Raw genomic sequence first — 21,501 nt, 5'->3', positions numbered from 1 at the left:
ATCAAATTTGGTGACCCATGAAAATCGGCATTCTGCAAACCGGCCATGCCCCGGACGACCTGATCGACAGCTCAGGTGATTACGACCAGATGTTCTGCGACCTGCTGGCCGGGCACGGTTTTGAATTTCAAACCTGGGCCGTAGTCGATGGGGCGTTCCCGGACGGTCCCGATGCGGCGGACGGCTGGATCATCACCGGATCCAAACACGGCGCCTATGAAGACCATGACTGGATCCCGCCGCTAGAGGAGTTGATCCGCAAGATCGACGCCGCGAAACGCCCCATGGCAGGGATCTGTTTCGGACATCAGATCATCGCACAGGCCCTCGGCGGCAAGGTCGCCAAATTCGATGGCGGCTGGGCGGTGGGTCATGTGACCTATGAACAGGACGGCCAGCCGGTGACCCTGAACGCCTGGCATCAGGATCAGGTTGTGACCCGCCCCAAAAGCGCCCGGGTGCTGGCCGGCAACGATTTCTGCGAAAACGGAATTCTGGCCTACGGTGACCACATCTGGACCGTGCAGCCCCACCCCGAATTCTCCAACAGTTTCGTACAGGGCCTGATCGAGAAACGCGGCCGCGGCGTAGTGCCGGACCCCATTCTGGAGCGCGCCGCCGCAGGCCTCAGCACCCCCGTAGACAACCTTAAGATCGCAACCTTCCTCGCAGAGTTTTTGAAGAAAGAGAGGACCTGATGTCCGCCTGGCTCGATACGCTTCCCGACGCCGCCAAATCCTACCTGGAGGGCCGTCGTCTTGACGAGGTGGAATGCGTTATCTCGGATCTGCCGGGCATCGCCCGCGGCAAGGCTGTCCCGGCCACCAAATTCGCCAAGCAGGAATATTTCCACCTGCCCGACAGCATCTTTTACCAGACCATTACCGGGGACTGGGGTGAGGCCGCAGACGAGGATGGCTTCATCGAAAAGGACATGACGCTTTATCCCGACATGACCACCGCCACGGCGGCGCCCTGGACCGGGGACTGGACGCTTCAGGTCATTCACGATGCCTTTGACCGCGACGGCAACCCGATTGCCTGCTCGCCCCGCAATGTGCTGAAACGCGTTGTGCAACTCTACCACGACAAAGGCTGGGAGCCGGTGGTGGCCCCCGAGATGGAGTTCTTCCTGGTTGCCCGCAACGTCGACCCGGCCCATGAGATCAAACCGATGATGGGCCGCTCGGGTCGCCCCGCGGCGGCGCGACAGGCCTATTCCATGACGGCCGTGGACGAATTCGGCCCGGTGATCGACGATATTTACGATTTCGCCGAGGCACAGGGATTCGAGATTGACGGCATCACCCAGGAAGGCGGCGCCGGGCAGCTGGAAATCAACCTGCGCCACGGCGATCCAGTGAAACTGGCGGATGAGGTCTTCTACTTCAAACGCCTGATCCGTGAGGCCGCACTGCGCCACGACTGTTTCGCCACTTTCATGGCCAAACCGATCGAGAATGAGCCCGGATCGGCCATGCATATCCACCATTCGATCATCGACAAGGCCACCGGAGAGAACATCTTCTCCGGACCCCAGGGCGGTGAAACCGACGCCTTCTATCACTTTATCGCCGGTCTGCAGAACCACCTGCCCGCCGGGATCGCAGTGATGGCACCCTATGTGAATTCATACCGCCGCTACGTGAAGGATCACGCCGCGCCGATCAATCTGGAATGGGGCCGCGACAACCGCACCACCGGCATCCGGGTACCGCTGTCCAGCCCCTCGGCCCGCCGGGTGGAAAACCGACTCGCTGGCATGGATTGTAATCCCTATCTGGGGATCGCCGTGTCACTGGCCTGTGGCTATCTTGGCCTGATCCAGGAGGAGCGCCCGCGCCGCCAGTTCAAGGGCGATGCCTACGAGGGCGAAGGCGATATTCCGCAGGTCATGGGCCAGGCCCTGGATCTGTTCGATACGGCCACCGAACTGCACGAAATCCTCGGCCCCGAGTTCGCGCGCGTCTATGGCATCGTCAAACGCAGCGAATACGAGGAATTCCTGCAGGTGATCTCCCCCTGGGAGCGTGAACACCTGCTGCTGAACGTCTAGGCAGCAACCGTTCCTGCCCAATTCCCGACCACCGTGCCGCTGCTGCGGCGCGCCCGCCCGCATGAGGTAATCTATGGCTTTGAACCTGCTTTATTCCAACGACCGCAAGGGAAAGTACCCTGCCAGCTGGTACAATGCGACGGCAACAGAGCAAAAGCCCTATGACGCCCTGCGCGGGGACATACGGGCCGATGTCTGCATCGTTGGCGCGGGCTACACCGGCCTGTCCGCCGCGCTGCATCTGGCGGAGGCAGGCATGGAGGTTGTGCTTCTCGACGCCCACCGCGTCGGCTTTGGCGCCTCCGGGCGCAATGGCGGGCAGCTCGGCAGCGGACAGCGGATGGATCAGGAAGATCTGGAAAGCTTCATGGGCGAAGCCGAGGCCCTGAAGCTCTGGCGGCTGGGGGAAGAGGCCAAGGATCTGGTCAAATCCCTGATCGCCCGGCACGATATCGACTGCCACCTGAAACCCGGCGTGGCGTGGACCGGCTCCTCATGCAGTGAGGTGTCGCATCTGCACGACTATGCACGCCACCTGCAGGATTGGTACGGCTACGATCAGATCGAAGTTCTGAACGACGATGCATGCCTCAAGCTTTGCCCTTCGCCCGATTACAAGGGGGGCTTTCTGGATCATGGCGCCGGGCATCTGCACCCGCTGAACTATGCGCTTGGCCTCGCCCGCGCAGCCGAGGCCGCAGGCGCCAAGATATACGAGCAGAGTGAGGCACTGGAGATCACCGAAGGCGCCGAGGTCACTGTGCGCACCGCCGAAGGCACGGTCACGGCAGACCACCTGATCCTGGCCTGCAACGGCTATCTTGGCGGTCTCAACCGTCAGGTCGCGGCCAAGGTCATGCCGATCAATAATTTCATCGTCGCAACCGAGCCTTTGGGGGATCGCGCTAATCAAGTGCTGACCCGCGACGTGGCGGTGGCGGACAGCAAATTCGTGGTCAACTATTTCCGCCTCAGCCATGACAAGCGGCTGCTGTTCGGCGGCGGCGAAAGCTATGGCTATCGCTTCCCCGCCGATATCGAAGCCGTGGTACGCAAGCCGATGCATCAGATCTTTCCGCATCTGAGCGACGTGCGCGTCGATTACGCCTGGGGCGGCACGCTGGGCATCACCATGAAACGGATGCCCTATCTGGCACGGCTGGCGCCAAATGTCCTGTCGGCCTCCGGCTATTCTGGCCATGGGGTCGGCACCGCCACCCACGCCGGGCAATTGATGGCGCTTGCCATTCAGGGGCAGACCGAAGGCTTTGATACCATGGCACGGGTTCCCGCCCCGGCCTTCCCCGGTGGGCCGCGCATGCGCTCACCGCTGCTGGCCCTCGCCATGACCTGGTACGCGCTGCGCGACCGGCTTGGTATCTGATCCGGCTCTGATCCCCTCCTCTTTTGCCATCCCCTGCCGGGACCGACGGCCAGAACGCACCCCGTGCCTTCTGGCCGTTGTCGCTCTGCGCGCCTTCGCAACAGTTCTGTGAAATTTTCACCCCTGCGCCGGGAAATGCACCGTCGGCCTTGGCTTTGCGCGCCCATTGTTTTAGATTTATGAAATGATCCATTTGGGAAATTGAAATATGACGCAGCCACCGAATGTTCACGACGCCGAACCGATCCCCGCAGCAGCCCGCGAAGCCATTGATGCGCTGATGCAATCCGGCGATCTGTTTCGCTATACCGCGCCCCAGGATGCCCCTGTTGCCCTGCTGGAACAGGAATTCGCAGAACTCATTGGCTGCAAATATGCCCTCGCCGTCTCTTCCTGCTCGGCTGCGCTGTTCCTGTCGCTGAAGGCGCTGGACCTGCCGCGCGATGCCCGCGTCCTGATCCCCGGCTTCACCTTCGCCGCGGTGCCCTCTTCGGTGGTACATGCCGACTGCGTTCCGGTCCTCTGCGAAGTTGGCGAGAACTACCGCATCGACATGGCCGATTTTGAGGCCCGTCTGGATCAGGATATCGCGGCTGTCATCATCAGCCACATGCGCGGTCACACCTCGGATATGGACGCGATCATGGCGCTTTGCGATGCGCGCGGCATTCCGGTGATCGAAGATGCGGCGCATTCGCTTGGCACCACCTGGAACGGTCAGAACATCGGTACCATCGGCCGGATCGGCTGCTTCTCCTTCCAGTCCTACAAGATGCTCAACGCAGGTGAAGGCGGCATCTTGATCACCGATGATGCCGAACTGGTCGCCCGCGCGGTCATCATGTCCGGCGCTTATGAGCACAACTGGCAAAAGCACAAAGGCCCCCGCGGCGAAAACACCCCGGATCTGGCGCAGGCCTTTGCCAAGTGGCAGAACCAGCTGCCGCTTTATAACCTCCGGATGAGCAATCTGTCGGCTGCCGTCATCCGCCCGCAGATCCCGGAACTGGCCCGCCGGGTCCGCGATGGTCTGAAGAATCACGATTACGTCGCCGCCCGTCTGAACGCCGCGCCCTATTTCGATGTGCCCGCCCCGCTGGCGCCCGAACAGCGCGCCCCGGATTCGATCCAGTTCAATCTGGTTGGCATGACCGAGGACGACATCAGGGCCTTCTCCAAATCCGCCGCGGAAAAAGGCGTCAAGGTGCAGGTCTTCGGCCTCTCCGAGGACAACGCCCGCGCCTTCTGGAACTGGCAGTTCCTCAAGGACCTGCCCGAGCTGCCGCAGACCCGCGCAATGCTGATGAAAGCCTGCGACGTGCGCCTTCCGGTCCGCCTCACCAAGGATGAGCTGGACGTGATCGTCGACATCCTACTCACTGCCGCCAGCGAAACCATGGAACGGGTCGCCGCCTGAACCGGCCCGGCGGTCTGCTCCGCCGGGCGACCGCCCGGCGCCGAGCCCAACGGATCCGGATCCCCCAATGGGGTGTCCGGGATCGGGTGGGAGCCTACCGCCCCTTGCAGACTTATCGCGCAGTAAAGCCTGACCCTAGATACGAAAAAACCCGGGCTTGCCCCGGGTTTTTCTCTTTCATCGGATCAGACGCTTTCTCGTGCGTCCGTCACTTTATCTTCGAAAGCTTGTCCTGCAATTCGCTCAGCTGGCGCTTGATCGATTCCAGATCTTCTTCGCCATCAGCATCCGATTTCGCGCCTTCCGGTTCCGGGCCGCTGCCGCCGCTCCAGCCGCCGGACAGGCCACCGGTCATTGCCTTGAGGAAAGCTTCCTGCTGAACCTTCATCGCTTCGAACCCCGGCATGGTGGCCATCGGGTTCATCGCCGACATGTTTTCCATCATCTTGGACTGGCTGTCGCGCAGCATATCGAATGAGGTCTGCAGGAACTGCGGCATTACCCCGCCGCCTGGCACCATATAGCTGCGGACCAGATCATTCAGCACATTCACCGGCAGCACGTTTTCTCCGCGGCTTTCGTGTTCTGCAATGATCTGCAGCAGATACTGGCGTGTCAGGTCGTCCCCCGTTTTCAGGTCGACGATCTGGACCTCGCGTCCATCCCGGATAAACCCAGCAATATCCTCCAGCGTGACGTAGTCGCTGGTCTCCGTGTTATACAGCCGACGGCTGGCGTAGCGTTTGATAAGCAGGGGTTTTTCCTGTTCCGCCATGGTCATACCTCCCCAGACATGATGCATTGCAGAAACCCTATGCGAGCGCAGAACAAAAGAAAAGCCTCGCGCCGCTTTGGAAAACAATTGTTCTCACTGTCCCTCTGATCCGCCTTTGTGAACCATCGGTCAAAACTGTCTTCACATCAAGAAAACCACCTTGACCTAAAGTATACTTGAGATTTTACCCCAGACCTCACAATCAGTTTCAGACCGAAGGACGAAACATGCGGGTATTGTTGCTTGGCGCGACAGGATCAATCGGAACCGCCATCACGCGTGAACTGGTCGGCCGGGGCCATCAGGTAATCGGTCTGGTCAGATCAGAGGCCAGCGCGCAGAAGATCGCCGCCCTTGGCGGTAGCCCACTGCCCGGTGACCTGCGGCAGCCTGAGGCATGGGCGCCCGTGGTGAAAGAGGTCGATGCCGTTGTGCAGGCCGCCGCGACCTTTGATCAGGACATGGGAGAGACCGACGAGCGCGCCATAGAGGCGATCCTTGATCATGCCGCGGATCGGGGCACCCCGCTGAGATTGATCTATACGGGCGGTTGCTGGCTCTATGGCGCAACCGGCAACCGTATTGCCGATGAAACCTCGCCCAAACGGCCGATTGCCAGTTTCGCCTGGATGACAGAACAAAGCCGGACAGTACTGCAGGCGAAGTTGGTTTCAGGCGCCGTGATCCATCCCGGTATGGTCTATCACGAGGATGGCGGCGTCTTCGAACGCTATCTGACCGCAGCCCGCAGCGATCAGCCTATCGAAATCTGGGGCAGTTTAAATACCCGCTGGCCGCTGGTGCATCGTTACGATCTGGCGGTGGCCTATCGCATCCTGTTGGAGCGTCCCGATCTGACGGGGGAATTCAACGCCTGCGCCCAAAGCGGCGTCGCGGCATCGGACATCGTCGCCCATATCGCGCAGCAGACGGATCATGCGGGCGGGTATATGGTGCGCACGCTCAAACACGTTCTGTGTAAATACGGGGCCTGGGCCGAGGGGCCGACGCTGGACCAGCAGATGTGCGCGGAAAAGCTGCGGCGCCTGTGTGGCTGGACACCACGATACCGTTGTTATTCGATGGCCACCTTCTGACAGCCTGCATCGGCGGCCACAAAAGCAACAGTCCGAAAAGACCGTTCCACAATATAAAAAGGGCAGGCCCGCGTGGCCTGCCCTTTCATCACAATCCGGCACTGATTGGGAGGAGAGCTGGTGCCGTCTTGTGGACTTTCTTATTTGGTTGCAGCTTTCTTGGCTGCGGTGGTCACCTCTTCGGTGGCCTTTTTCACGGCGGCAGTCGCTTCTTCGCTCATATCCTTGCCTGCGGCCATCAGCAGCTCGACGGTGTCGGTCTGTGCTTTCTTGGCGACTTCGGCAAAGGCAGCCATGTTTTCGGCAGCCACTTCAGCAGAGGCGCTGGCGAAATCGGTTGCGGCTTTGGCATAGTCGGCAGGCTCGGCCTGAACTTTGGACATCGCGCCCATCTTGGACAGGGTGTCTTTGGTCCATTTGGTCGAAATCTCGGCGGACTGCTCGGCAGCACCGATCGCAACGGCGGCCAGCTTTTCATTCAGAGCAGCAGAGCTCTTGAACGCATCTTCCATGGTCTTGGTGTCCATGGGGAATGCGCCCATCATGTCTTTCATCATCGCGGTAAAATCTTGGGTCTTAGCCATCGTACTAGTTCCTCTCGTTGCCGTGGCAGGGAGATGCCCGCCCGCCGTGTCTGACAACAATATGCTTTCTGCATCGCAGCATTTCAAGATTTTTTTGCTGCAATGCAGAAAAATTATGGGAACCGCAGCAATATCAGGACTTTACCATCTTGCGCACATAGTCGCCGGGGGCCTGCACCAGTGGCGGATGGGTCGAATCACCCGGTTCGCGGGCTGGAACCTGCTTGCCCGAACGCTTCTTCAGCCAGGCCTCCCAGCGCGGCCACCAGGACCCTTCATGGAAGGTTGCGCCTTCCATCCAGGCAGCGGCATCCAGTTTCAGATCGTCATTGGTATAGTGACCATATTTGTTGCGGGTGGGCGGGTTCACGATGCCCGCGATATGGCCGGACTGCGATACGATGAAATTCTTGCTGCGCGATCCCATCTGCTGAACGCCTCGGTAGCAGTCCTTCCAGCGGGCGATGTGATCCGTTTCGCAGGTGACGGCCATCAGCGGAATGTCGACATCCTTGAGCTGCAGCTTGTGCCCCAGCAGCTCAAAACCGTCCTTGGCAAACTGGTTGCCCTGACATAGCCCACGCAGGTATTGGATCGCCATCTTGCCCGGCAGGTTGGCGCCATCGCCGTTCCAGTAGAGCAGATCAAAGGCAGGCGGCGTCTCTCCCATCATATAACTGCGGATCGCCGGCCCGTAGACCAGGTCATTGGCGCGCAGGAAAGAGAAGGTCCGCGCCATGATATAGGAGGGCAGCATGCCATCGTCGCCGATCTGCTCCTCGATGGCATCCACGAAATCGTTTTGCAGGAAGGGCGTGAATTCCCCCTGATCGTCAAAATCGGTCAACGCGGTAAAAAAGGTCGCCGATTTCACCGATTTGTCGCCGCGCTGTTTCAGCAGAGACAGGGTCAGACCCAGCGTTGTGCCAGCGATGCAATATCCGACGGCGTTGATCTGTTTGACCTTGCAGATCTCCTTCACCTGCTCGATCGCGGTCAGGAAACCGTCCTGCACATAATCCTCAAGCCCCACATCAGAATAGGAGGCATCCGGATTGACCCAAGAGACCACGAACAAGGTATAGCCCTGATCGGTGACCCATTTGATCAGGCTGTTCTGCGCCTTGAGGTCGAGAATGTAGAACTTGTTGATCCAGGGCGGGAACAGCAGGATCGGCGTTTCATGCACCGTATCCGTGGTCGGGCGGTACTGGATCAGCTCCATCATGCGGTTGCGATAGACGACTTCACCCGGGGTGGTGGCCAGATTGCGGCCAATTTCAAAGGCGGTATCATCCGCCAGCCGGACCACCAGCTCGCCATCATTGGCTTCGAGATCCGCGACCAGATTTTCCAACCCCTTGATCAGCGACTGGCCCTCGGTCTCCAAAGCCCGCTCCAGCGCATCCGGATTGGTGGGCAGGAAATTGGTCGGCGCCATCATGTGAATGATCTGGTCCGCGAAATAGGACAACCGCTGCCGGTCAACCCGATCCAGATCGCCCGCCTCGTCAACAGCCTCGCGGATGGCGGCGGCATTGGTCATGTACTGCTGTTTGATAAAGCGGAAATAGGGGTTCTTGTCCCACATCGGGTTGGTGAAGCGGCGGTCCGAGGGTGCATCGTCGCCTTCCCCGTCCTGTTGCCCGGCCAGCGCCTGCTGGGCCTCGGCGAAATTCAGCACCGATTTGCCCCAGTATTCGATCTGATGTTCCAGCAGCTTTGCCGGGTTTTGCAGCATAGAAGCCCAGTAAGACGTTGCTGCACGTGCGAACAATTCCTGATTCGGACCGTCCAGTCCGGGATGATGCGGCTTCTTGCTTGCCATCACCTCGACCAGCCGCTTCGACAGATGTTCTACCTTTTCTAAATTTTCCTTAAGTCGATCAATGTGTTCTGGAGAAGTTCCGGCACCCTGCACGTCACTTGTTGTCATCTTAAGGAATCCCCCCTAATCTTTCTGCTATGCAGAATACTTGCTCAGGTAGTCTACGAGAAAGTGACAGCAAGTTCTAATCTCTGCACTTAATCCGCCCATGATTTATGATAATGGGTTGCAGGGCGGACACCTAAAGGAGACACCCATGCGCTACATGATGTCCTACGACCTGATGGAAACGACCCGGAACATGAACCAGTGGCTGGGGGCGACCGCATTGTCGATGGCATCCTATCCGGCGTTTTCCGCGATCCCCAATCCGGCGCTCAACTGGCTGGCCGCATGGGGTGAGGTCACGGAGCGCACCTTTCAGCGCATGGTTGCCCGGCCCGACTGGGGCATCGGCACCTTCACCTGCGAAGACGGCAAGGACCATACCGTCGAAATCGACACGGTTCTGGAACGCCCCTTTGGCGATCTGATCCATTTCCGTGTCGTCGGCCGCGAAGTGCAGCCGCGCAAGGTGCTGCTGGTGGCGCCGATGTCCGGACACTACGCAACCCTGCTGCGCTCGACCGTCAAAAGCCTGGTGGAAAACTGCGAGGTCTATGTCACCGACTGGCACAACGCCCGGGACATCCCGGTCTCCGCTGGCAAGTTCGACATCGAGGATTACACCCTTTATCTGGTGGATTTCATGCGCGAGATGGGTCCTGAAACCCATGTCATCGCCGTCTGCCAGCCCGCCCCGCTGACCCTCGCCGCCACCGCCTATCTGGCCGAGCAGGACCCCGAAGCGCAGCCCTCCTCCCTGACACTGATCGGTGGCCCGGTGGACCCGGATGCAACGCCGACCGAAGTCACGGATTTCGGTCGCCGCGTCACCATGGGCCAGCTTGAGGAGACCATGATCCAGCGGGTCGGTTTCAAATACGCAGGCGTCGGCCGCAAGGTCTATCCGGGCCTGTTGCAACTCTCGTCCTTTATGTCGATGAACATGGACCGCCACTCCAAGGCCTTCATGGATCAGATCCAGCGGGTCAGCAGCGGCGAAGCCTCTGATCACGACGCCCATAACCGGTTCTATGACGAATATCTGGCGGTGATGGACATGACTGCGGAATTCTACCTGTCGACCGTGGACCGCGTGTTCAAGAAAGGCGAGATCGCCAAGAACGAATTCGTCGTCGATGGTCACAAGGTCGATATCGGCAAGATCACCGATGTGGCGGTCAAGACCGTCGAAGGCGCCAATGATGACATCTCTGCCCCCGGCCAATGTATCGCAGCGCTGGACCTGTGCACCGGCCTGCCGGATTCGAAAAAGGCCAGCCACGTGGAACCGGGCGCCGGTCACTACGGGATCTTTGCGGGCCGCAGCTGGCGCAACAACATCCGGCCATTGGTGATTGAATTCATGAATGCCAACAGCCGTCCCAAGGGTAAGGCTAAACGGAGCAAACCCAAGATCGCAGCGGTCTGATCTGATGGCGCCGGAGCAGGACCATTCAGGCCACGTCTTCTCCTGTTCTTGCGGGACAATGCAGGGATACATCACGCCAGAGGCGCTGAAGTCGGGCACTCATATCGCCTGTTTCTGCGCCGACTGCCGCGCCAACGAGCTCTATCACCACAGGCCGGATCCTGCCCCGGGTCCGGTGGCGCTCTTCCAGATGTCGCCGGATGGCATCCACATCACCCAAGGCGCGGAGGAGCTGCGCCTGATGCGGCTCAGCCCCAAGGGGTTGTTTCGCTGGTACGCAGGCTGCTGCGGCATGCCCTTCGCCAACACGCTTGCGAAACCCGGCCTGCCCTTCGCCGGGATGCGTACCAATCTGTTCGACCAACCCGAGATATTCGGCAAGATCCGCACCCGCGCCTTTGAACCCCAGCCGGGCAGACCGCCCCGCACCAAGGGCGCCGGGACTATGGTCTATGCCCTGTTCCGCCGCATGATCACCGCGCGCCTGTCCGGCAAGTGGAAAGAGACTCCTTTCTTTGACATCGAAACAGGCCGCCCAGTGAGCGAGCCAATCGTGCTGAGCAAGGCAGACCGAGACGCCCTGACACAGGGATGAAGCCGCCCTCACCCCACATCGATACTCTGCCGGGAACGCCGGATCAGGCCTGATGGGTCGCCTCCGGCGCGCGCGACAACCAGTGCAGCAGCGCCCGATTCACCGCCTCGGGCTGCTCCAGCACCGGCAGATGCCCTGCACCAGAGATCACCTCCAGCTCTGCATGTGGGATCAGGTCGGCCAGAAATTCATGCCGTTTGACGGGCGTCAGGCGATCATATTCGCCGCACAGTATCAGCGTCGGGACATGACAGCGCCGGGCCACGCCCTGCTGATCCATGCGGCGCTGCAAGGCCCGGCTTTGCGCGACGAACAGATCGCTGCCCAGATGCATCCCCATCTGCCGCACCGTGTTCAGAACCTCCAGCCGCCCCGGTCCGGGCGCTAGGCAATCCGCAGGCAGGGCCTTGGCAAGCATCTCTTCCAGCCGTCCGGTGCGGGCCGCCACGATCATCGGTTCCCGTTCGGCGGCCTGCGCCGGAGTTTCCGCCAGAGGCGTCGTGTCCATCAGGCACAGGCGGCTGACCCGATCCGGCGCACGGCGCAGGATCTCAAGCGCGATAATCCCGCCCATGGACAGCCCGGCCAAGGCAAACCGTTCGGGCAGCATGTTCAGGATGTGCGCGGCAATCGCCTCAATCCGGTCACCGCCCAGCAGTGGCGCCACCGTGACCGGCAGATAGGCCGAAAGCGCCGCGATCTGCGGTGCAAAGAGGCGCGCATCGCACATCATCCCGGGCAGCAGCACCAGAGGCTCTGATCCAAGCTCGGCCGAAGCATCCGGGGAGGTGGTGTATTGCATCTGCGGTGCCTCGCTGTTCTGCGCCCTGCAGTCTGCCGCAAGGTCACACAGGTCTCATACTGCAACTTTGTAGAGAGTTTTCTGAAATTGCAAGAAGTTAGAGGTCAATTAGAGATCAATCTGCCTCGGGAAATCCATTCCAGCGAAAGGCGCCATCTTCAGACAGGGGCGAAAACGGATTATGGGCGATTTCCCAGATATGGCCATCCGGCGCGCGGAAGTACCCGATGTATCCGCCCCAATACACCTCGCCCGCGGGGCGCAGCACCTCTGCCCCCGCAGTTCTGGCGGCCTCCATCAGCACGTCCACCTCTTCGGCGCTGCGGGTGTTGTGGCTGAGCGTCATCGCCCCAGTGCCCAGCGCCTCTACCGGCAGACCGATATCCTCGGCCAGTTTTTCAATCGGATAAAGGCCCAGCGTCTGCGAAATCAGATCGAAGGCAACGACCCCATCCGGGCTCTGCGCCCTTTGCCAGCCCAGCGCCTCGTAAAAAGACGTCGCCACCTCCATATCCGGCACCCCCAGTGTGATCAGGCTGATCCTCTGTTCCATCACTTCACCTCCAGATCGACCAGCCAGGACAGGATATCCTCTACGGCGGCCTCGGTTTGGCCCGGCGACATGATATCCCCGGCCATGACATGCGCATAGGGATCATCACCAGGACCGGGCGTGTGGTTCTTTACCTCGACCGTCCCGCCCCAGCGCGCCGCCACTTCAGTGGTCAAATCCGGACGGACCACGCGGTCCTGCAGGGAATACCAGAACAGCGCCGGAACCTGCGCCTTCTCCACTGGCAGCGCCATCACCGCGCGCACCAGCGCCGCCATCGGCATCGCCGCCACGGATGGGTAAGAGGTGGTCCAGAACCGACCATGTTCCGGGCTGCGCGCCGGAAAATTGCGCTCTTTCCCCACCAGCAACGGCAGCCAATAGCGCGCAGCGGGCCAGGTTAGCAGCGGCGCTGCCGGATGATTGACGCCGTAGTTCGGGGAAATCATTGCGAGCCCCACCAGATCCTGCGAGAGCGCCGGATCAAGCGCTGCGGCGGTCATCAACGTCGCCCCTGTTGAGGTGGCGATCACCACCACCCGATCGCCGACCGCGCGCGCCGCCGCCAGGGCCTCGGCCACATCCTGCATCCAATCGTTGACCGTTGGTTCGGCCATCGCGGCGCCGGGGCGCCCGTGGCCCGCCAGCCGGGTATAGACAAGGTTCGCACCCAGCGCCGCCGCGACGCGATCCGGCACCGGGCGGATTTCCTCGGAGGTGGCCGAGAAGCCATGGATGTAAACCACCGAAAACGGTGTACGCTCTTCTGGCTGCCCGGCCCAGATCACCCGTTTTTCGGCGCCGGGCGTGATATCGGAATAGGCGCTTTCGACGGTCTCGAAATAGACCCCCACCCCTTCACCAAAGCGGCGCGGCTCGAAGGAGGCTAAAAGGTCCACCGGCTCATAAGGCCCAAAGGCCCAGAGCGCCGCCCCGGCGGCCGACAGGGCCACTCCGGCGCGGAGCAGCCATTTTGCCCCCCGCCGGATCATGAAGCGCCAAGCACCTCTTCCAGCGCCGCCTCGATCAGCTTCAGGCAGGCCTCATCGGAAAACCGGTGGTCTGCGTCCTTGACCAATGTCAGCCGCATATCGGCGCATTCCGCATGATCGAGCAGCCGCAGCGCGGTCTCGGTGGAGACAGCTGTATCGGCGGTGCCTTGCAGGCAGCGCACCGGAAAAGGCAGCGCCAGCGGGCTGCGCAGGACCAGACGGGTGCGCCCATCCTCGATCATCCGCTTGGAAATGCGGTAGGGTTCCATGTAATCGCTGGGCAGCTCCACATAACCCTGCGCATCCAGCTCAGCCTTCTGCGCATCGGTGAAACTCGCCCAGTATCCATCCTCGGTGAAATCCGGCGCGGCAGCGATGGTGACCATCCCGGCGATGCGTTCGGGTACGGCGCGCGCCAGAAGCAGCGCCTGCCAGCCGCCCATGGAAGAGCCGACCGGCACGATGGGCCCGTCGGTCAGTGCCGCAACAGCCGCCAGCGTGTCTTCGTGCCAATCGCCAATGCAGCCATCCTCGAAGGTTTCCGAGCTTTCCCCGTGGCCGGAATAGTCAAACCGCAAAAAGGCGCGCCCCTGCGCCTGCGCCCAGGCCTCCAGATGGATGGCCTTGGTGCCCTCCATGTCGGACTTTAGCCCGCCAAGGAAGACGATCACCGGCCCCGCACCCTCGGTCTTGTGATAGGCGATGCGCCGCCCTTGGGGCGTCTCCAGATAGTTGGCCGTCATCTCGCGTGTCCTTCTGTCATGTCTTTCGCCATTCCTCTGCCATGTCGTGGCGCCATATGCAAAACCCGCCATCCACCGGCGGGCGGGCTTATATGCTAAGCGCGAGAATGCGGGAAATCTCTGCCAGCGGCCGCCCCGACTGCGCCTGCCATGTATTGAATGCCTCCTGCGCCGCCAGCATGGCCTTTCTTGATCCCGGCGGGCCCGATATCCCCCCTTCAGCGACAAGACGGGCGACCACGTCTTTGGTAAAGACATAGCCATCGCGCCCCATCTGCCGCAGGACATAGCCGCCGGTGGTGCCGCCCAACCGGGACCCTTCGGATTTGAGCCACAATAGCAGTTCCCCAAACCGGTCATCCGGCCAGTCGGCGATCTTGCGGCCAAAACCACCCGCCTCTGCCGAGACCTCTTGAATGAAAACCGCGTTTTCCTGAATGGCGCGCAGTTTCGGGGCGTTGCGAATGATCCGCTTGTCCTGCAACAGCGCATCAAACCATTCATCGGACATCAGTGCCACGCGCCCCACCTCGAACCCCTCGAAGGCGGCAACGATATCGTCCTCTTTGGCCTCGATCATCTTTGTGTTCATGCCGGTCGAAAAGATCCGCATCGCCATGGCCTGCAGCCAGATTGCATCCGGGATCTCTGCCACCTCCGCCTTGGGGCGGATCGTCGGCAGCATGGCCGCAATTGCCTCGGGGCCGCCATGGCGATCCGCCGCCAAGTCCAATATCTCTTCAAAACTATGCATGGTGCTCTTTCTAATCGGGCAATCGGACAAAACACACGGGGATCGTGGCCCCGCGCCCGTCAAAAGGCAAGAATGGAAAGAAAACCAATATGCTCTGACCTCCTCGCCGTTGTCAGAGGTGGCACAATGACAGTCCGCAGTGGTTGACAGCGCCAGCGCCTCAGTCAAAAAGGGGCACAGACACCATAACCCGCAACCGGGCGTTCAGTGGGCGCCAAACCGACGAGGAGCAGCCGATATGGCCCAGATCTCTCTCACCCTTCCCGATGGCAATTCACGATCCTTTGACGCAGGCGTAACCCCTGCCGAAGTGGCTGCCGATATTTCGACCTCGCTGGCCAAGAAAGCAATTTCGGCCACTGTCGATGGCAAGCATTGGGATCTGCAATGGCCCATCGAGGCCGACGCCTCCATTGCCCTGCACACCATGAAGGACGAAGAGCAGGCGAATGAACTGATCCGTCACGATCTGGCGCATATCATGGCGCGCGCGGTGCAGGAAATCTGGCCCGAGACCAAGGTCACCATCGGCCCGGTGATCGAAAACGGCTGGTACTATGACTTCGACCGCGCCGAACCCTTCACCCCCGAAGACCTTGGCGCCATCGAAAAGAAGATGAAGGAAATCATCAACAAGCGCGAACCCGTGACCACCGAGGTCTGGGACCGCGAACGTGCGGTGAAATTCTATGAAGCCAACAACGAGCCTTACAAGGTCGAGCTGATCGATGCCATTCCCGGCGACGAGCCGCTGCGCATGTACTGGCACGGCCACTGGCAGGATCTGTGCCGGGGTCCGCACCTTCAGCACACCGGACAGGTGCCGGGCGATGCCTTCAAGTTGATGTCCATCGCGGGCGCCTACTGGCGCGGAGACAGCGACCGCGCCATGCTGCAGCGGATCTATGGCGTTGCCTTCACCGGCAAGGAAAAGCTGAAAGCCTACCTCACCATGCTTGAGGAAGCAGCCAAGCGTGACCACCGCAAGCTGGGCCGTGAAATGGACCTGTTCCACATGCAGGAAGAGGCCCCCGGTCAGGTGTTCTGGCACCCCAATGGCTGGAAGGTCTACACCACCTTGCAGGACTACATGCGCCGTCAGCAGGAACGCGGCGGCTATGTCGAGGTGAACACGCCCCAGGTCGTCGACCGCAAACTGTGGGAAGCCTCGGGCCACTGGGACAAGTACCAGGAAAACATGTTCATTGTCGAAGTGGACGAAGACCATGCCCGGGAAAAGGCGGTAAACGCGCTGAAGCCGATGAACTGCCCCTGCCACGTGCAGGTATTCAATCAGGGTCTGAAATCCTATCGCGATCTGCCGCTGCGCATGGCCGAGTTCGGCTCCTGTGCGCGCTATGAACCCTCTGGGGCGCTGCACGGCATCATGCGGGTGCGCGGCTTTACACAGGACGACGGCCACATCTTCTGCACTGAGGATCAGATCGAAAGCGAAACTGCGCGTTTCATCGACTTCCTGTCGAAGATCTACGCCGACCTTGGCTTCCACGACTGGACCATCAAACTGTCGACCCGCCCCGAGAAACGCATCGGCAGCGACGAAAGCTGGGACTTCGTGGAAAAGGCGCTTGGCGATGCCTGCAAGGCGGCCGGCTATGATTTCGAAATCCTCGAAGGCGAAGGCGCCTTTTATGGTCCCAAGTTGGAATTCACCCTGACCGATGCCATCGGCCGGAACTGGCAGTGCGGTACGCTTCAGGTGGACCCCAACCTGCCTGAACGCCTCGAAGCGACCTATGTGGGTCAGGACGGCGCCAAGCATCGTCCCTTCATGCTGCACCGCGCAACGCTCGGCTCCTTCGAACGTTTCATCGGCATCCTGATCGAGGAACACGCGGGCAAGCTGCCGTTCTGGCTGGCGCCGCGTCAGGTGGTTGTCGCTTCCATCACCTCGGAAGCCGATGATTACGTTGCAGAAGTCGTGGAAACGCTAAAAGCCGCAGGCGTGCGCGCCGAGGCGGACATCCGCAACGAGAAGATCAACTACAAGGTCCGCGAACACTCGCTGGGCAAGGTGCCGGTGATTCTGGCGGTCGGCCACCGCGAGGTCGAAGAGCGCACCGTTTCCGTGCGGCGCCTCGGTGAAAAACAGACCAAGGTCGAAACCCTCGCCGATGTAACAAAATCGTTGGGCCTTGAGGCCACGCCGCCGGATCTGCTGTAACAATTGCGGCTACCGCTATCAAAAACCGGCTCCCAATCGGGGGCCGGTTTTCATTTTATAGTTGATTAACGTTCCCAATCAGATGGTTAAACACTATCAGACTGTCACACTTCCTGACGCCCGCGTGACACACAGCCTCGTGAATTTAAAGACCTCCGGACCTGGGTTAGGGTTTTCACGTACCCCAAGGGTATACTCGATATACCGCAAAACCCGTTGAGGAGGACTTCATATGTCGAACCACGCAAAATCCCTCGCCGTCGCCAGCGCGGTTGCCGCTGCCCTGACCGCTGCAACCACCATGCCTGCCGCTGCGCAGAGCAAGGAAAAGTGCTACGGCATCTCCCTGGCCGGCCAGAACGATTGCGCCGCCGGCCCCGGCACCACCTGCGCGGGCAGCTCGGTCGTTGACTATCAGGGCAACGCCTGGACCCTGGTCGACGCAGGCACCTGCGCCGAAATCGAACTGCCGGAAATGGCAGACGGCACCGCGCGCAAAGGCTCGCTTGAGCCGCTGGAACGCGACCTGCCCGCATAATAATTGATTTCGTGAAGGGCGCGCGCCTGCCCGCCCTTCACATTTTCGCCCCGCCCCAAGCCACGACCAGACGAGCAGGACACGCCATGCTGGACGCCGTACTTCCCAACCAACTGCCGACGACCCCCGGCGTGGGGTACAAGCCGCAGCATTTTGACGCCTTGATCCGGTCTGTGACGGATGAACACGGCCCTGGACCAGTGCGCTGGCTGGAAATCCATGCCGAGAATTACATGGGCGACGGCGGACGCCCTATCGCGCAGCTGCGTCATCTGGCCGAACGGTTTGCCATTTCCGTGCACGGCGTGGGCCTGTCGATTGGTGGTGAAGCGCCGCTGGATCGTGACCACCTTGCGCGGTTGAAAAAGCTGGTGAACTGGCTGAACCCGGCGAGCTTCTCTGAGCATCTGGCGTGGTCCACCCATGACAGCCATTTCCTGAACGATCTGCTCCCTCTGCCCTATACCACAGAGACGCTGGAGCGGATCTGTGATCACATCGACCAGCTGCAAACCACCATCGGCCGCAGCATGCTGCTGGAAAATCCCTCCAGCTATCTCGCCTTTGACGAAAGCGACTGGTCCGAGCCGGAATTTCTGGCCGAAATCAGCCGCCGTACTGGCTGCGGTCTGCTGCTGGACGTCAACAACGTCTTTGTCTCGGCGACCAATCTCGGGTTCTCGCCCACCGGATATATCGACGCCTTCGCGCTCGATAAGGTTGGCGAAATCCATCTGGGCGGGCACGACGAGGATGAAGACGATCACGGCGCTCCACTGCTGATCGACAGCCACGGGCGCGAAGTTGTGGACCCTGTCTGGTCTCTGCTCGACTACACCTTGGCCAAATCCGGTCCCAAACCTGTTCTGATCGAATGGGATACAGATGTGCCGGACTGGCCCATTCTGCGGAACGAAGCAATGCGCGCGGATCAGGCCCTGTCGAAAGTTGCCCCGACACAGGTGGCGAGATGAAACTGTCGCAAACAGGTTTTGTCAGCGCCTTGTTGGCGCCAGATGCCCCGATTCCGGATGGGCTGTCAGATGGTGTTGGCCGTCCGGCGGGTCGCCGGTTTTCGGTCTACCGCAACAATGTGGCAGCCTCTCTGACAGAAGCCCTGCACGAAGGGTTCCCGGCGATTTCGGGCCTTTTGGGCAAGGAGAACATGGACGGGCTGGCCGGGCTTTACTTTCGCAAGCACCCGCCCGCCTCGCCCCTGATGATGCATTTCGGCGGCGATTTCCCTGATTTTCTGGCCGGGATGCAGCAGCTGAACCATCTGGGCTACTTGCCCGATGTGGCCCGTCTCGAACTTGCGCTGCGCCGCTCCTACCACGCAGCCGACACAACGCCCGCCGCACGGGATGCGCTGGCCGGGATGTCCCCTGATGTGCTGATGTCACTGAAGGTGGGAATTGCCCCGGCGGTGGAACTGCTGCGCTCCGACTGGCCGCTGTATGACATCTGGCGTTTCGCCACGCAGCCCGGCGCCCCCAAACCCCGGGCCGAGGCGCAGGACGTGCTGATTACCCGGCCCGAATTCGATCCCATCGCCCAGCCGCTGCACCCCGGCGGCGCTGATTGGATCGACGCCCTGATCCAGGGTCAAAGCATCGGGGCAGCCTATGAGGCGGCCCTGCAAGCGAGCCCTGATTTTGACCTCTCCCAACCGCTGACCCTGCTCTTAGAGGGCGGCGGGCTGACCGATCTTATGATCTCATGACATAAAGGAAAACCAATGCGTTCTGTTGTTTCGCTCCACAACGCGGTCTTCGGCCTCATCGAAACCGCGGGAAGCTGGCTGTTGCCTGCCCTCACCCGTTTCGTCTTTGCTGCAACCCTTCTGATGTACTTTTGGGTCTCCGGCGTCACCAAGCTGGGTGATGGCATTTTGGGCCTGTTCAGCCCATCTATGGGCGCCTATGCGCAGATCTTCCCGAAGCAATTCGAAGCCGTCGGCTATGACGTGTCGCAGCTCGGCGCATTCCACTGGCTGGTTGTCATGGCAGGCACCTGGGCTGAATTCATCCTGCCGCTGCTGCTGATCCTCGGCCTGTTCACCCGTCTTGCCGCGCTTGGCATGATTGGCTTTGTCGTGGTGCAGTCCCTGACCGATATCTACGGTCACAACGGCACCGATCCGAAGACACTTGGCGCCTGGTTCGACCGCTTCCCGGACGGCATCATCCTGGATCAACGTCTGCTGTGGGTATTCCTGCTCAGCGTACTGGTGATCAAAGGTGCCGGCGCCCTGTCGCTTGATGCAGTGCTGCGCCGCAAATTCGCTGCGACCGATCCGGCCTGATCTCAACCGAAATCGTCACGCGTCATTCCCGCCATCCCCGCCAAAAACGGGGATGGCGTTTTTCGTTACCTTATTCGGGCAGAAGCGCCTGCTGAACGCTCTTGTCCCAGCCAAGGTACAGCTTGCCGTCATCTTCGATCAGGGGCCGTTTCATCAGCGCCGGATGCGCGCGCAGCAGATCAAGCGCCGGGGTTTCCCGTTCAGCGTCGCTGAGCCCCCGCCATGTGGTTGAGCGCGTATTGACCAGTTTGCCTTCAAATTCAGCATAGGCGCGCTCCAGAACATCATCCGGCACGCCATCGGCCCTGACATCCACCAGTGTAGCCTCTGGCAAGAGTTTCAGTGCCTTACGGCAAGTATCACAGTTCTTCAGTCCAAAAAGCTGCATCGTATCATTCTCTTTCGCTTTGGATCGTTTCCCGTAATTTACGGAAGATTTTGAGGTCTGGTCTTGATTTTTTGTTCACGCATGTAACAGTCGGACTTACCTAGACATTTTTCGGACGCCGTATAGCTCCTCACGCAGCATTGTCCGGCGCCGAAGAAAGGCAATTGTGAACGCCTTGGCAATATCCGGGGCGCGTATAAGGTAGAAGGAGACACGGAACATGCCAAGTGGCACCGTGAAATGGTTCAATAACACAAAGGGTTACGGATTTATCGAACCCGACACAGGCGGCAAGGATGTCTTTGTTCACATCTCTCAGGTCGAACGTTCCGGATTAAAGGGACTCTCTGACAATATGAAAGTCGGTTACGAGTTGACTGAAGGTCGCGATGGCCGACAGATGGCCGGCGAAATCACCGAACTCTGACGGGGGGTGAGGCGGCGCGCACAGGCACGCCGATCCACGCGACACCTCACCGGGCCATCTTATCGTCTGAGGTACTCCACCAAAGCGCAGGCCGGATCTGCCGCCCGTAAGGCGGTGGTTCCGATGGGGTTCCAATCCGCCTCGCTGAAATCGGGGAAGAACGTATCAGCGCCTTCGACGGCAACATCGACTTCGGTGATCAGCAGGCGATCAGCCAGCCCCATCATCGCAGCATAGATCCCGGCGCCGCCGATACCATAGACGCGCCGGTATCCCTGTGCATAGGCCATATCGATGGCCTCCCCGATCGAGGCGCAGACGGTATCCGCTGCGGCGGGATCTGATGACACCACGATATTCAGGCGGTTTTTCAGCGGCTTGAACGGCAGGCTGTCCCAGGTCCGGCGCCCCATCACGATGGCACCGCCCAGTGTTTCACGCTGAAACGCCTTCAGATCCTCGGGCGCGTGCCAGGGTATCGTGTTGTCCTTGCCAATGGCGCCATCTCGGGCGCGGGCCGCGATCAGTGTAATCATCTCTGCTG

At 60.5% G+C, this 21,501-nt stretch carries 23 protein-coding genes; 13 read left to right on the top strand and 10 right to left on the bottom strand.

What is annotated here, in order from left to right:
* Positions 1–17: 17 nt before the first annotated feature.
* The 4 genes from SM765_RS17270 (at position 18) to SM765_RS17255 (ending at position 4,857) form a co-directional block, all read left to right on the top strand.
* Positions 18–698 (top strand): type 1 glutamine amidotransferase, encoded by a 681-nt coding sequence (locus tag SM765_RS17270; protein WP_065270693.1) that lies wholly within the window; start codon positions 18–20, stop codon positions 696–698.
* A complete protein-coding gene (locus SM765_RS17265) occupies positions 698–2,056 on the top strand; it encodes a glutamine synthetase family protein (RefSeq protein WP_065270694.1) in 1,359 nt (452 codons plus the stop codon). Before SM765_RS17270 ends, SM765_RS17265 begins: the two co-directional genes overlap by 1 nt.
* A 73-nt stretch (positions 2,057–2,129) precedes the next feature.
* A complete protein-coding gene (locus tag SM765_RS17260; RefSeq protein WP_274838509.1) occupies positions 2,130–3,440 on the top strand; it encodes an NAD(P)/FAD-dependent oxidoreductase in 1,311 nt (436 codons plus the stop codon).
* Positions 3,441–3,648: 208 nt separating this feature from the next.
* Positions 3,649–4,857 carry a DegT/DnrJ/EryC1/StrS family aminotransferase gene (locus SM765_RS17255; protein ID WP_274838508.1) on the top strand — a complete coding sequence of 403 codons (1,209 nt, stop codon included), beginning with the start codon at positions 3,649–3,651 and terminating at the stop codon, positions 4,855–4,857.
* A 208-nt stretch (positions 4,858–5,065) separates the two neighbouring features.
* On the opposite strand, the gene phaR is transcribed toward SM765_RS17255, so the two are convergent.
* Positions 5,066–5,632 carry a polyhydroxyalkanoate synthesis repressor PhaR gene (gene phaR / locus SM765_RS17250; protein ID WP_065273509.1) on the bottom strand — a complete coding sequence of 189 codons (567 nt, stop codon included), beginning with the start codon at positions 5,630–5,632 and terminating at the stop codon, positions 5,066–5,068.
* Between the two features lie 227 nt (positions 5,633–5,859).
* Between phaR and SM765_RS17245 the strand changes: the two genes are divergently transcribed.
* The gene (locus SM765_RS17245; protein WP_274838507.1) at positions 5,860–6,729 is read left to right on the top strand and encodes an NAD-dependent epimerase/dehydratase family protein; all 870 of its coding nucleotides are present in this window, start codon (positions 5,860–5,862) and stop codon (positions 6,727–6,729) included.
* 140 nt (positions 6,730–6,869) lie between these two features.
* Here the strand turns inward: SM765_RS17245 and SM765_RS17240 are convergent, their stop codons facing one another.
* Together SM765_RS17240 and SM765_RS17235 are read right to left on the bottom strand one after the other, a co-directional pair.
* Positions 6,870–7,313, bottom strand: coding sequence for a phasin, PhaP (locus SM765_RS17240; RefSeq protein ID WP_274835683.1), 444 nt, complete (start codon positions 7,311–7,313; stop codon positions 6,870–6,872).
* 133 nt (positions 7,314–7,446) lie between these two features.
* Complete coding sequence (locus tag SM765_RS17235; RefSeq protein ID WP_065270699.1) at positions 7,447–9,249, bottom strand: PHA/PHB synthase family protein; 1,803 nt, start codon at positions 9,247–9,249, stop codon at positions 7,447–7,449.
* A gap of 148 nt (positions 9,250–9,397) precedes the next feature.
* Here SM765_RS17235 and phaZ point away from each other — a divergent pair, with 148 nt between their 5' ends.
* Positions 9,398–10,675: a polyhydroxyalkanoate depolymerase gene (gene phaZ / locus SM765_RS17230; RefSeq protein WP_065270700.1), complete on the top strand. Its 1,278-nt coding sequence runs from the start codon at positions 9,398–9,400 to the stop codon at positions 10,673–10,675.
* A 4-nt stretch (positions 10,676–10,679) separates the two neighbouring features.
* Complete coding sequence (locus tag SM765_RS17225; protein WP_274838506.1) at positions 10,680–11,270, top strand: DUF6151 family protein; 591 nt, start codon at positions 10,680–10,682, stop codon at positions 11,268–11,270.
* A gap of 43 nt (positions 11,271–11,313) precedes the next feature.
* On the opposite strand, the gene SM765_RS17220 is transcribed toward SM765_RS17225, so the two are convergent.
* From SM765_RS17220 to SM765_RS17200, 5 genes are all read right to left on the bottom strand, one after another.
* Positions 11,314–12,072, bottom strand: coding sequence for an alpha/beta fold hydrolase (locus SM765_RS17220; protein WP_274838505.1), 759 nt, complete (start codon positions 12,070–12,072; stop codon positions 11,314–11,316).
* A 115-nt stretch (positions 12,073–12,187) separates the two neighbouring features.
* Positions 12,188–12,625 (bottom strand): VOC family protein, encoded by a 438-nt coding sequence (locus SM765_RS17215; protein WP_274838504.1) that lies wholly within the window; start codon positions 12,623–12,625, stop codon positions 12,188–12,190.
* Positions 12,625–13,617, bottom strand: a complete 993-nt coding sequence (locus SM765_RS17210; RefSeq protein ID WP_274838503.1) for an alpha/beta hydrolase — start codon at positions 13,615–13,617, stop codon at positions 12,625–12,627. Before SM765_RS17210 ends, SM765_RS17215 begins: the two co-directional genes overlap by 1 nt.
* A complete protein-coding gene (locus SM765_RS17205; RefSeq protein WP_274838502.1) occupies positions 13,614–14,360 on the bottom strand; it encodes an alpha/beta fold hydrolase in 747 nt (248 codons plus the stop codon). The genes SM765_RS17210 and SM765_RS17205 overlap by 4 nt, the downstream gene beginning before the upstream one ends.
* Before the next feature lie 88 nt (positions 14,361–14,448).
* On the bottom strand, positions 14,449–15,114 hold the full coding sequence (locus SM765_RS17200) for a DNA-3-methyladenine glycosylase I (protein WP_274838501.1): 666 nt from the start codon (positions 15,112–15,114) through the stop codon (positions 14,449–14,451).
* A gap of 238 nt (positions 15,115–15,352) precedes the next feature.
* Between SM765_RS17200 and thrS the strand changes: the two genes are divergently transcribed.
* The 5 genes from thrS (at position 15,353) to SM765_RS17175 (ending at position 20,142) form a co-directional block, all read left to right on the top strand.
* Entirely contained in the window at positions 15,353–17,299 is a 1,947-nt protein-coding gene (gene thrS, locus SM765_RS17195; protein WP_274838500.1) for a threonine--tRNA ligase, read from the top strand.
* A 232-nt stretch (positions 17,300–17,531) separates the two neighbouring features.
* Positions 17,532–17,837 (top strand): BufA1 family periplasmic bufferin-type metallophore, encoded by a 306-nt coding sequence (locus SM765_RS17190; protein ID WP_065270710.1) that lies wholly within the window; start codon positions 17,532–17,534, stop codon positions 17,835–17,837.
* Positions 17,838–17,923: 86 nt separating this feature from the next.
* Complete coding sequence (gene bufB / locus SM765_RS17185; protein WP_274838499.1) at positions 17,924–18,811, top strand: MNIO family bufferin maturase; 888 nt, start codon at positions 17,924–17,926, stop codon at positions 18,809–18,811.
* A complete protein-coding gene (locus tag SM765_RS17180; protein WP_274838498.1) occupies positions 18,808–19,560 on the top strand; it encodes an HvfC/BufC N-terminal domain-containing protein in 753 nt (250 codons plus the stop codon). Before bufB ends, SM765_RS17180 begins: the two co-directional genes overlap by 4 nt.
* A gap of 15 nt (positions 19,561–19,575) precedes the next feature.
* The gene (locus SM765_RS17175) at positions 19,576–20,142 is read left to right on the top strand and encodes a DoxX family membrane protein (RefSeq protein WP_274838497.1); all 567 of its coding nucleotides are present in this window, start codon (positions 19,576–19,578) and stop codon (positions 20,140–20,142) included.
* 70 nt (positions 20,143–20,212) lie between these two features.
* Here SM765_RS17175 and SM765_RS17170 read toward each other — a convergent pair whose 3' ends face one another.
* Positions 20,213–20,530: an arsenate reductase family protein gene (locus tag SM765_RS17170; RefSeq protein ID WP_274828399.1), complete on the bottom strand. Its 318-nt coding sequence runs from the start codon at positions 20,528–20,530 to the stop codon at positions 20,213–20,215.
* Between the two features lie 220 nt (positions 20,531–20,750).
* Here SM765_RS17170 and SM765_RS17165 point away from each other — a divergent pair, with 220 nt between their 5' ends.
* On the top strand, positions 20,751–20,957 hold the full coding sequence (locus SM765_RS17165; RefSeq protein ID WP_065270715.1) for a cold-shock protein: 207 nt from the start codon (positions 20,751–20,753) through the stop codon (positions 20,955–20,957).
* A 59-nt stretch (positions 20,958–21,016) separates the two neighbouring features.
* Here SM765_RS17165 and SM765_RS17160 read toward each other — a convergent pair whose 3' ends face one another.
* Positions 21,017–21,493 (bottom strand): dihydrofolate reductase, encoded by a 477-nt coding sequence (locus tag SM765_RS17160; RefSeq protein ID WP_274838496.1) that lies wholly within the window; start codon positions 21,491–21,493, stop codon positions 21,017–21,019.
* Between the last annotated feature and the right edge of the window lie 8 nt (positions 21,494–21,501).

Origin of the sequence: Pseudophaeobacter sp. 1A09344 (assembly GCF_041008745.1) — a bacterium.
Classification (GTDB): Bacteria; Pseudomonadota; Alphaproteobacteria; order Rhodobacterales; family Rhodobacteraceae; genus Phycobacter; species Phycobacter gallaeciensis_A.
Note: the sequence above shows the minus strand (reverse complement) of the source record. Positions and strands in the feature narration are given on the sequence as shown.

Bases quoted from the DNA above. Each gene is read 5' to 3' on its own strand.
- SM765_RS17270 (WP_065270693.1), top strand. From the start codon at position 18: ATGAAAATCGGCATTCTGCAAACCGGCCATGCCCCGGACGACCTGATC.
- SM765_RS17265 (WP_065270694.1), top strand. From the start codon at position 698: ATGTCCGCCTGGCTCGATACGCTTCCCGACGCCGCCAAATCCTACCTG.
- SM765_RS17260 (WP_274838509.1), top strand. From the start codon at position 2,130: ATGGCTTTGAACCTGCTTTATTCCAACGACCGCAAGGGAAAGTACCCT.
- SM765_RS17255 (WP_274838508.1), top strand. From the start codon at position 3,649: ATGACGCAGCCACCGAATGTTCACGACGCCGAACCGATCCCCGCAGCA.
- phaR (WP_065273509.1), bottom strand. From the start codon at position 5,632: ATGGCGGAACAGGAAAAACCCCTGCTTATCAAACGCTACGCCAGCCGT.
- SM765_RS17245 (WP_274838507.1), top strand. From the start codon at position 5,860: ATGCGGGTATTGTTGCTTGGCGCGACAGGATCAATCGGAACCGCCATC.
- SM765_RS17240 (WP_274835683.1), bottom strand. From the start codon at position 7,313: ATGGCTAAGACCCAAGATTTTACCGCGATGATGAAAGACATGATGGGC.
- SM765_RS17235 (WP_065270699.1), bottom strand. From the start codon at position 9,249: ATGACAACAAGTGACGTGCAGGGTGCCGGAACTTCTCCAGAACACATT.
- phaZ (WP_065270700.1), top strand. From the start codon at position 9,398: ATGCGCTACATGATGTCCTACGACCTGATGGAAACGACCCGGAACATG.
- SM765_RS17225 (WP_274838506.1), top strand. From the start codon at position 10,680: ATGGCGCCGGAGCAGGACCATTCAGGCCACGTCTTCTCCTGTTCTTGC.
- SM765_RS17220 (WP_274838505.1), bottom strand. From the start codon at position 12,072: ATGCAATACACCACCTCCCCGGATGCTTCGGCCGAGCTTGGATCAGAG.
- SM765_RS17215 (WP_274838504.1), bottom strand. From the start codon at position 12,625: ATGGAACAGAGGATCAGCCTGATCACACTGGGGGTGCCGGATATGGAG.
- SM765_RS17210 (WP_274838503.1), bottom strand. From the start codon at position 13,617: ATGATCCGGCGGGGGGCAAAATGGCTGCTCCGCGCCGGAGTGGCCCTG.
- SM765_RS17205 (WP_274838502.1), bottom strand. From the start codon at position 14,360: ATGACGGCCAACTATCTGGAGACGCCCCAAGGGCGGCGCATCGCCTAT.
- SM765_RS17200 (WP_274838501.1), bottom strand. From the start codon at position 15,114: ATGCATAGTTTTGAAGAGATATTGGACTTGGCGGCGGATCGCCATGGC.
- thrS (WP_274838500.1), top strand. From the start codon at position 15,353: ATGGCCCAGATCTCTCTCACCCTTCCCGATGGCAATTCACGATCCTTT.
- SM765_RS17190 (WP_065270710.1), top strand. From the start codon at position 17,532: ATGTCGAACCACGCAAAATCCCTCGCCGTCGCCAGCGCGGTTGCCGCT.
- bufB (WP_274838499.1), top strand. From the start codon at position 17,924: ATGCTGGACGCCGTACTTCCCAACCAACTGCCGACGACCCCCGGCGTG.
- SM765_RS17180 (WP_274838498.1), top strand. From the start codon at position 18,808: ATGAAACTGTCGCAAACAGGTTTTGTCAGCGCCTTGTTGGCGCCAGAT.
- SM765_RS17175 (WP_274838497.1), top strand. From the start codon at position 19,576: ATGCGTTCTGTTGTTTCGCTCCACAACGCGGTCTTCGGCCTCATCGAA.
- SM765_RS17170 (WP_274828399.1), bottom strand. From the start codon at position 20,530: ATGCAGCTTTTTGGACTGAAGAACTGTGATACTTGCCGTAAGGCACTG.
- SM765_RS17165 (WP_065270715.1), top strand. From the start codon at position 20,751: ATGCCAAGTGGCACCGTGAAATGGTTCAATAACACAAAGGGTTACGGA.
- SM765_RS17160 (WP_274838496.1), bottom strand. From the start codon at position 21,493: ATGATTACACTGATCGCGGCCCGCGCCCGAGATGGCGCCATTGGCAAG.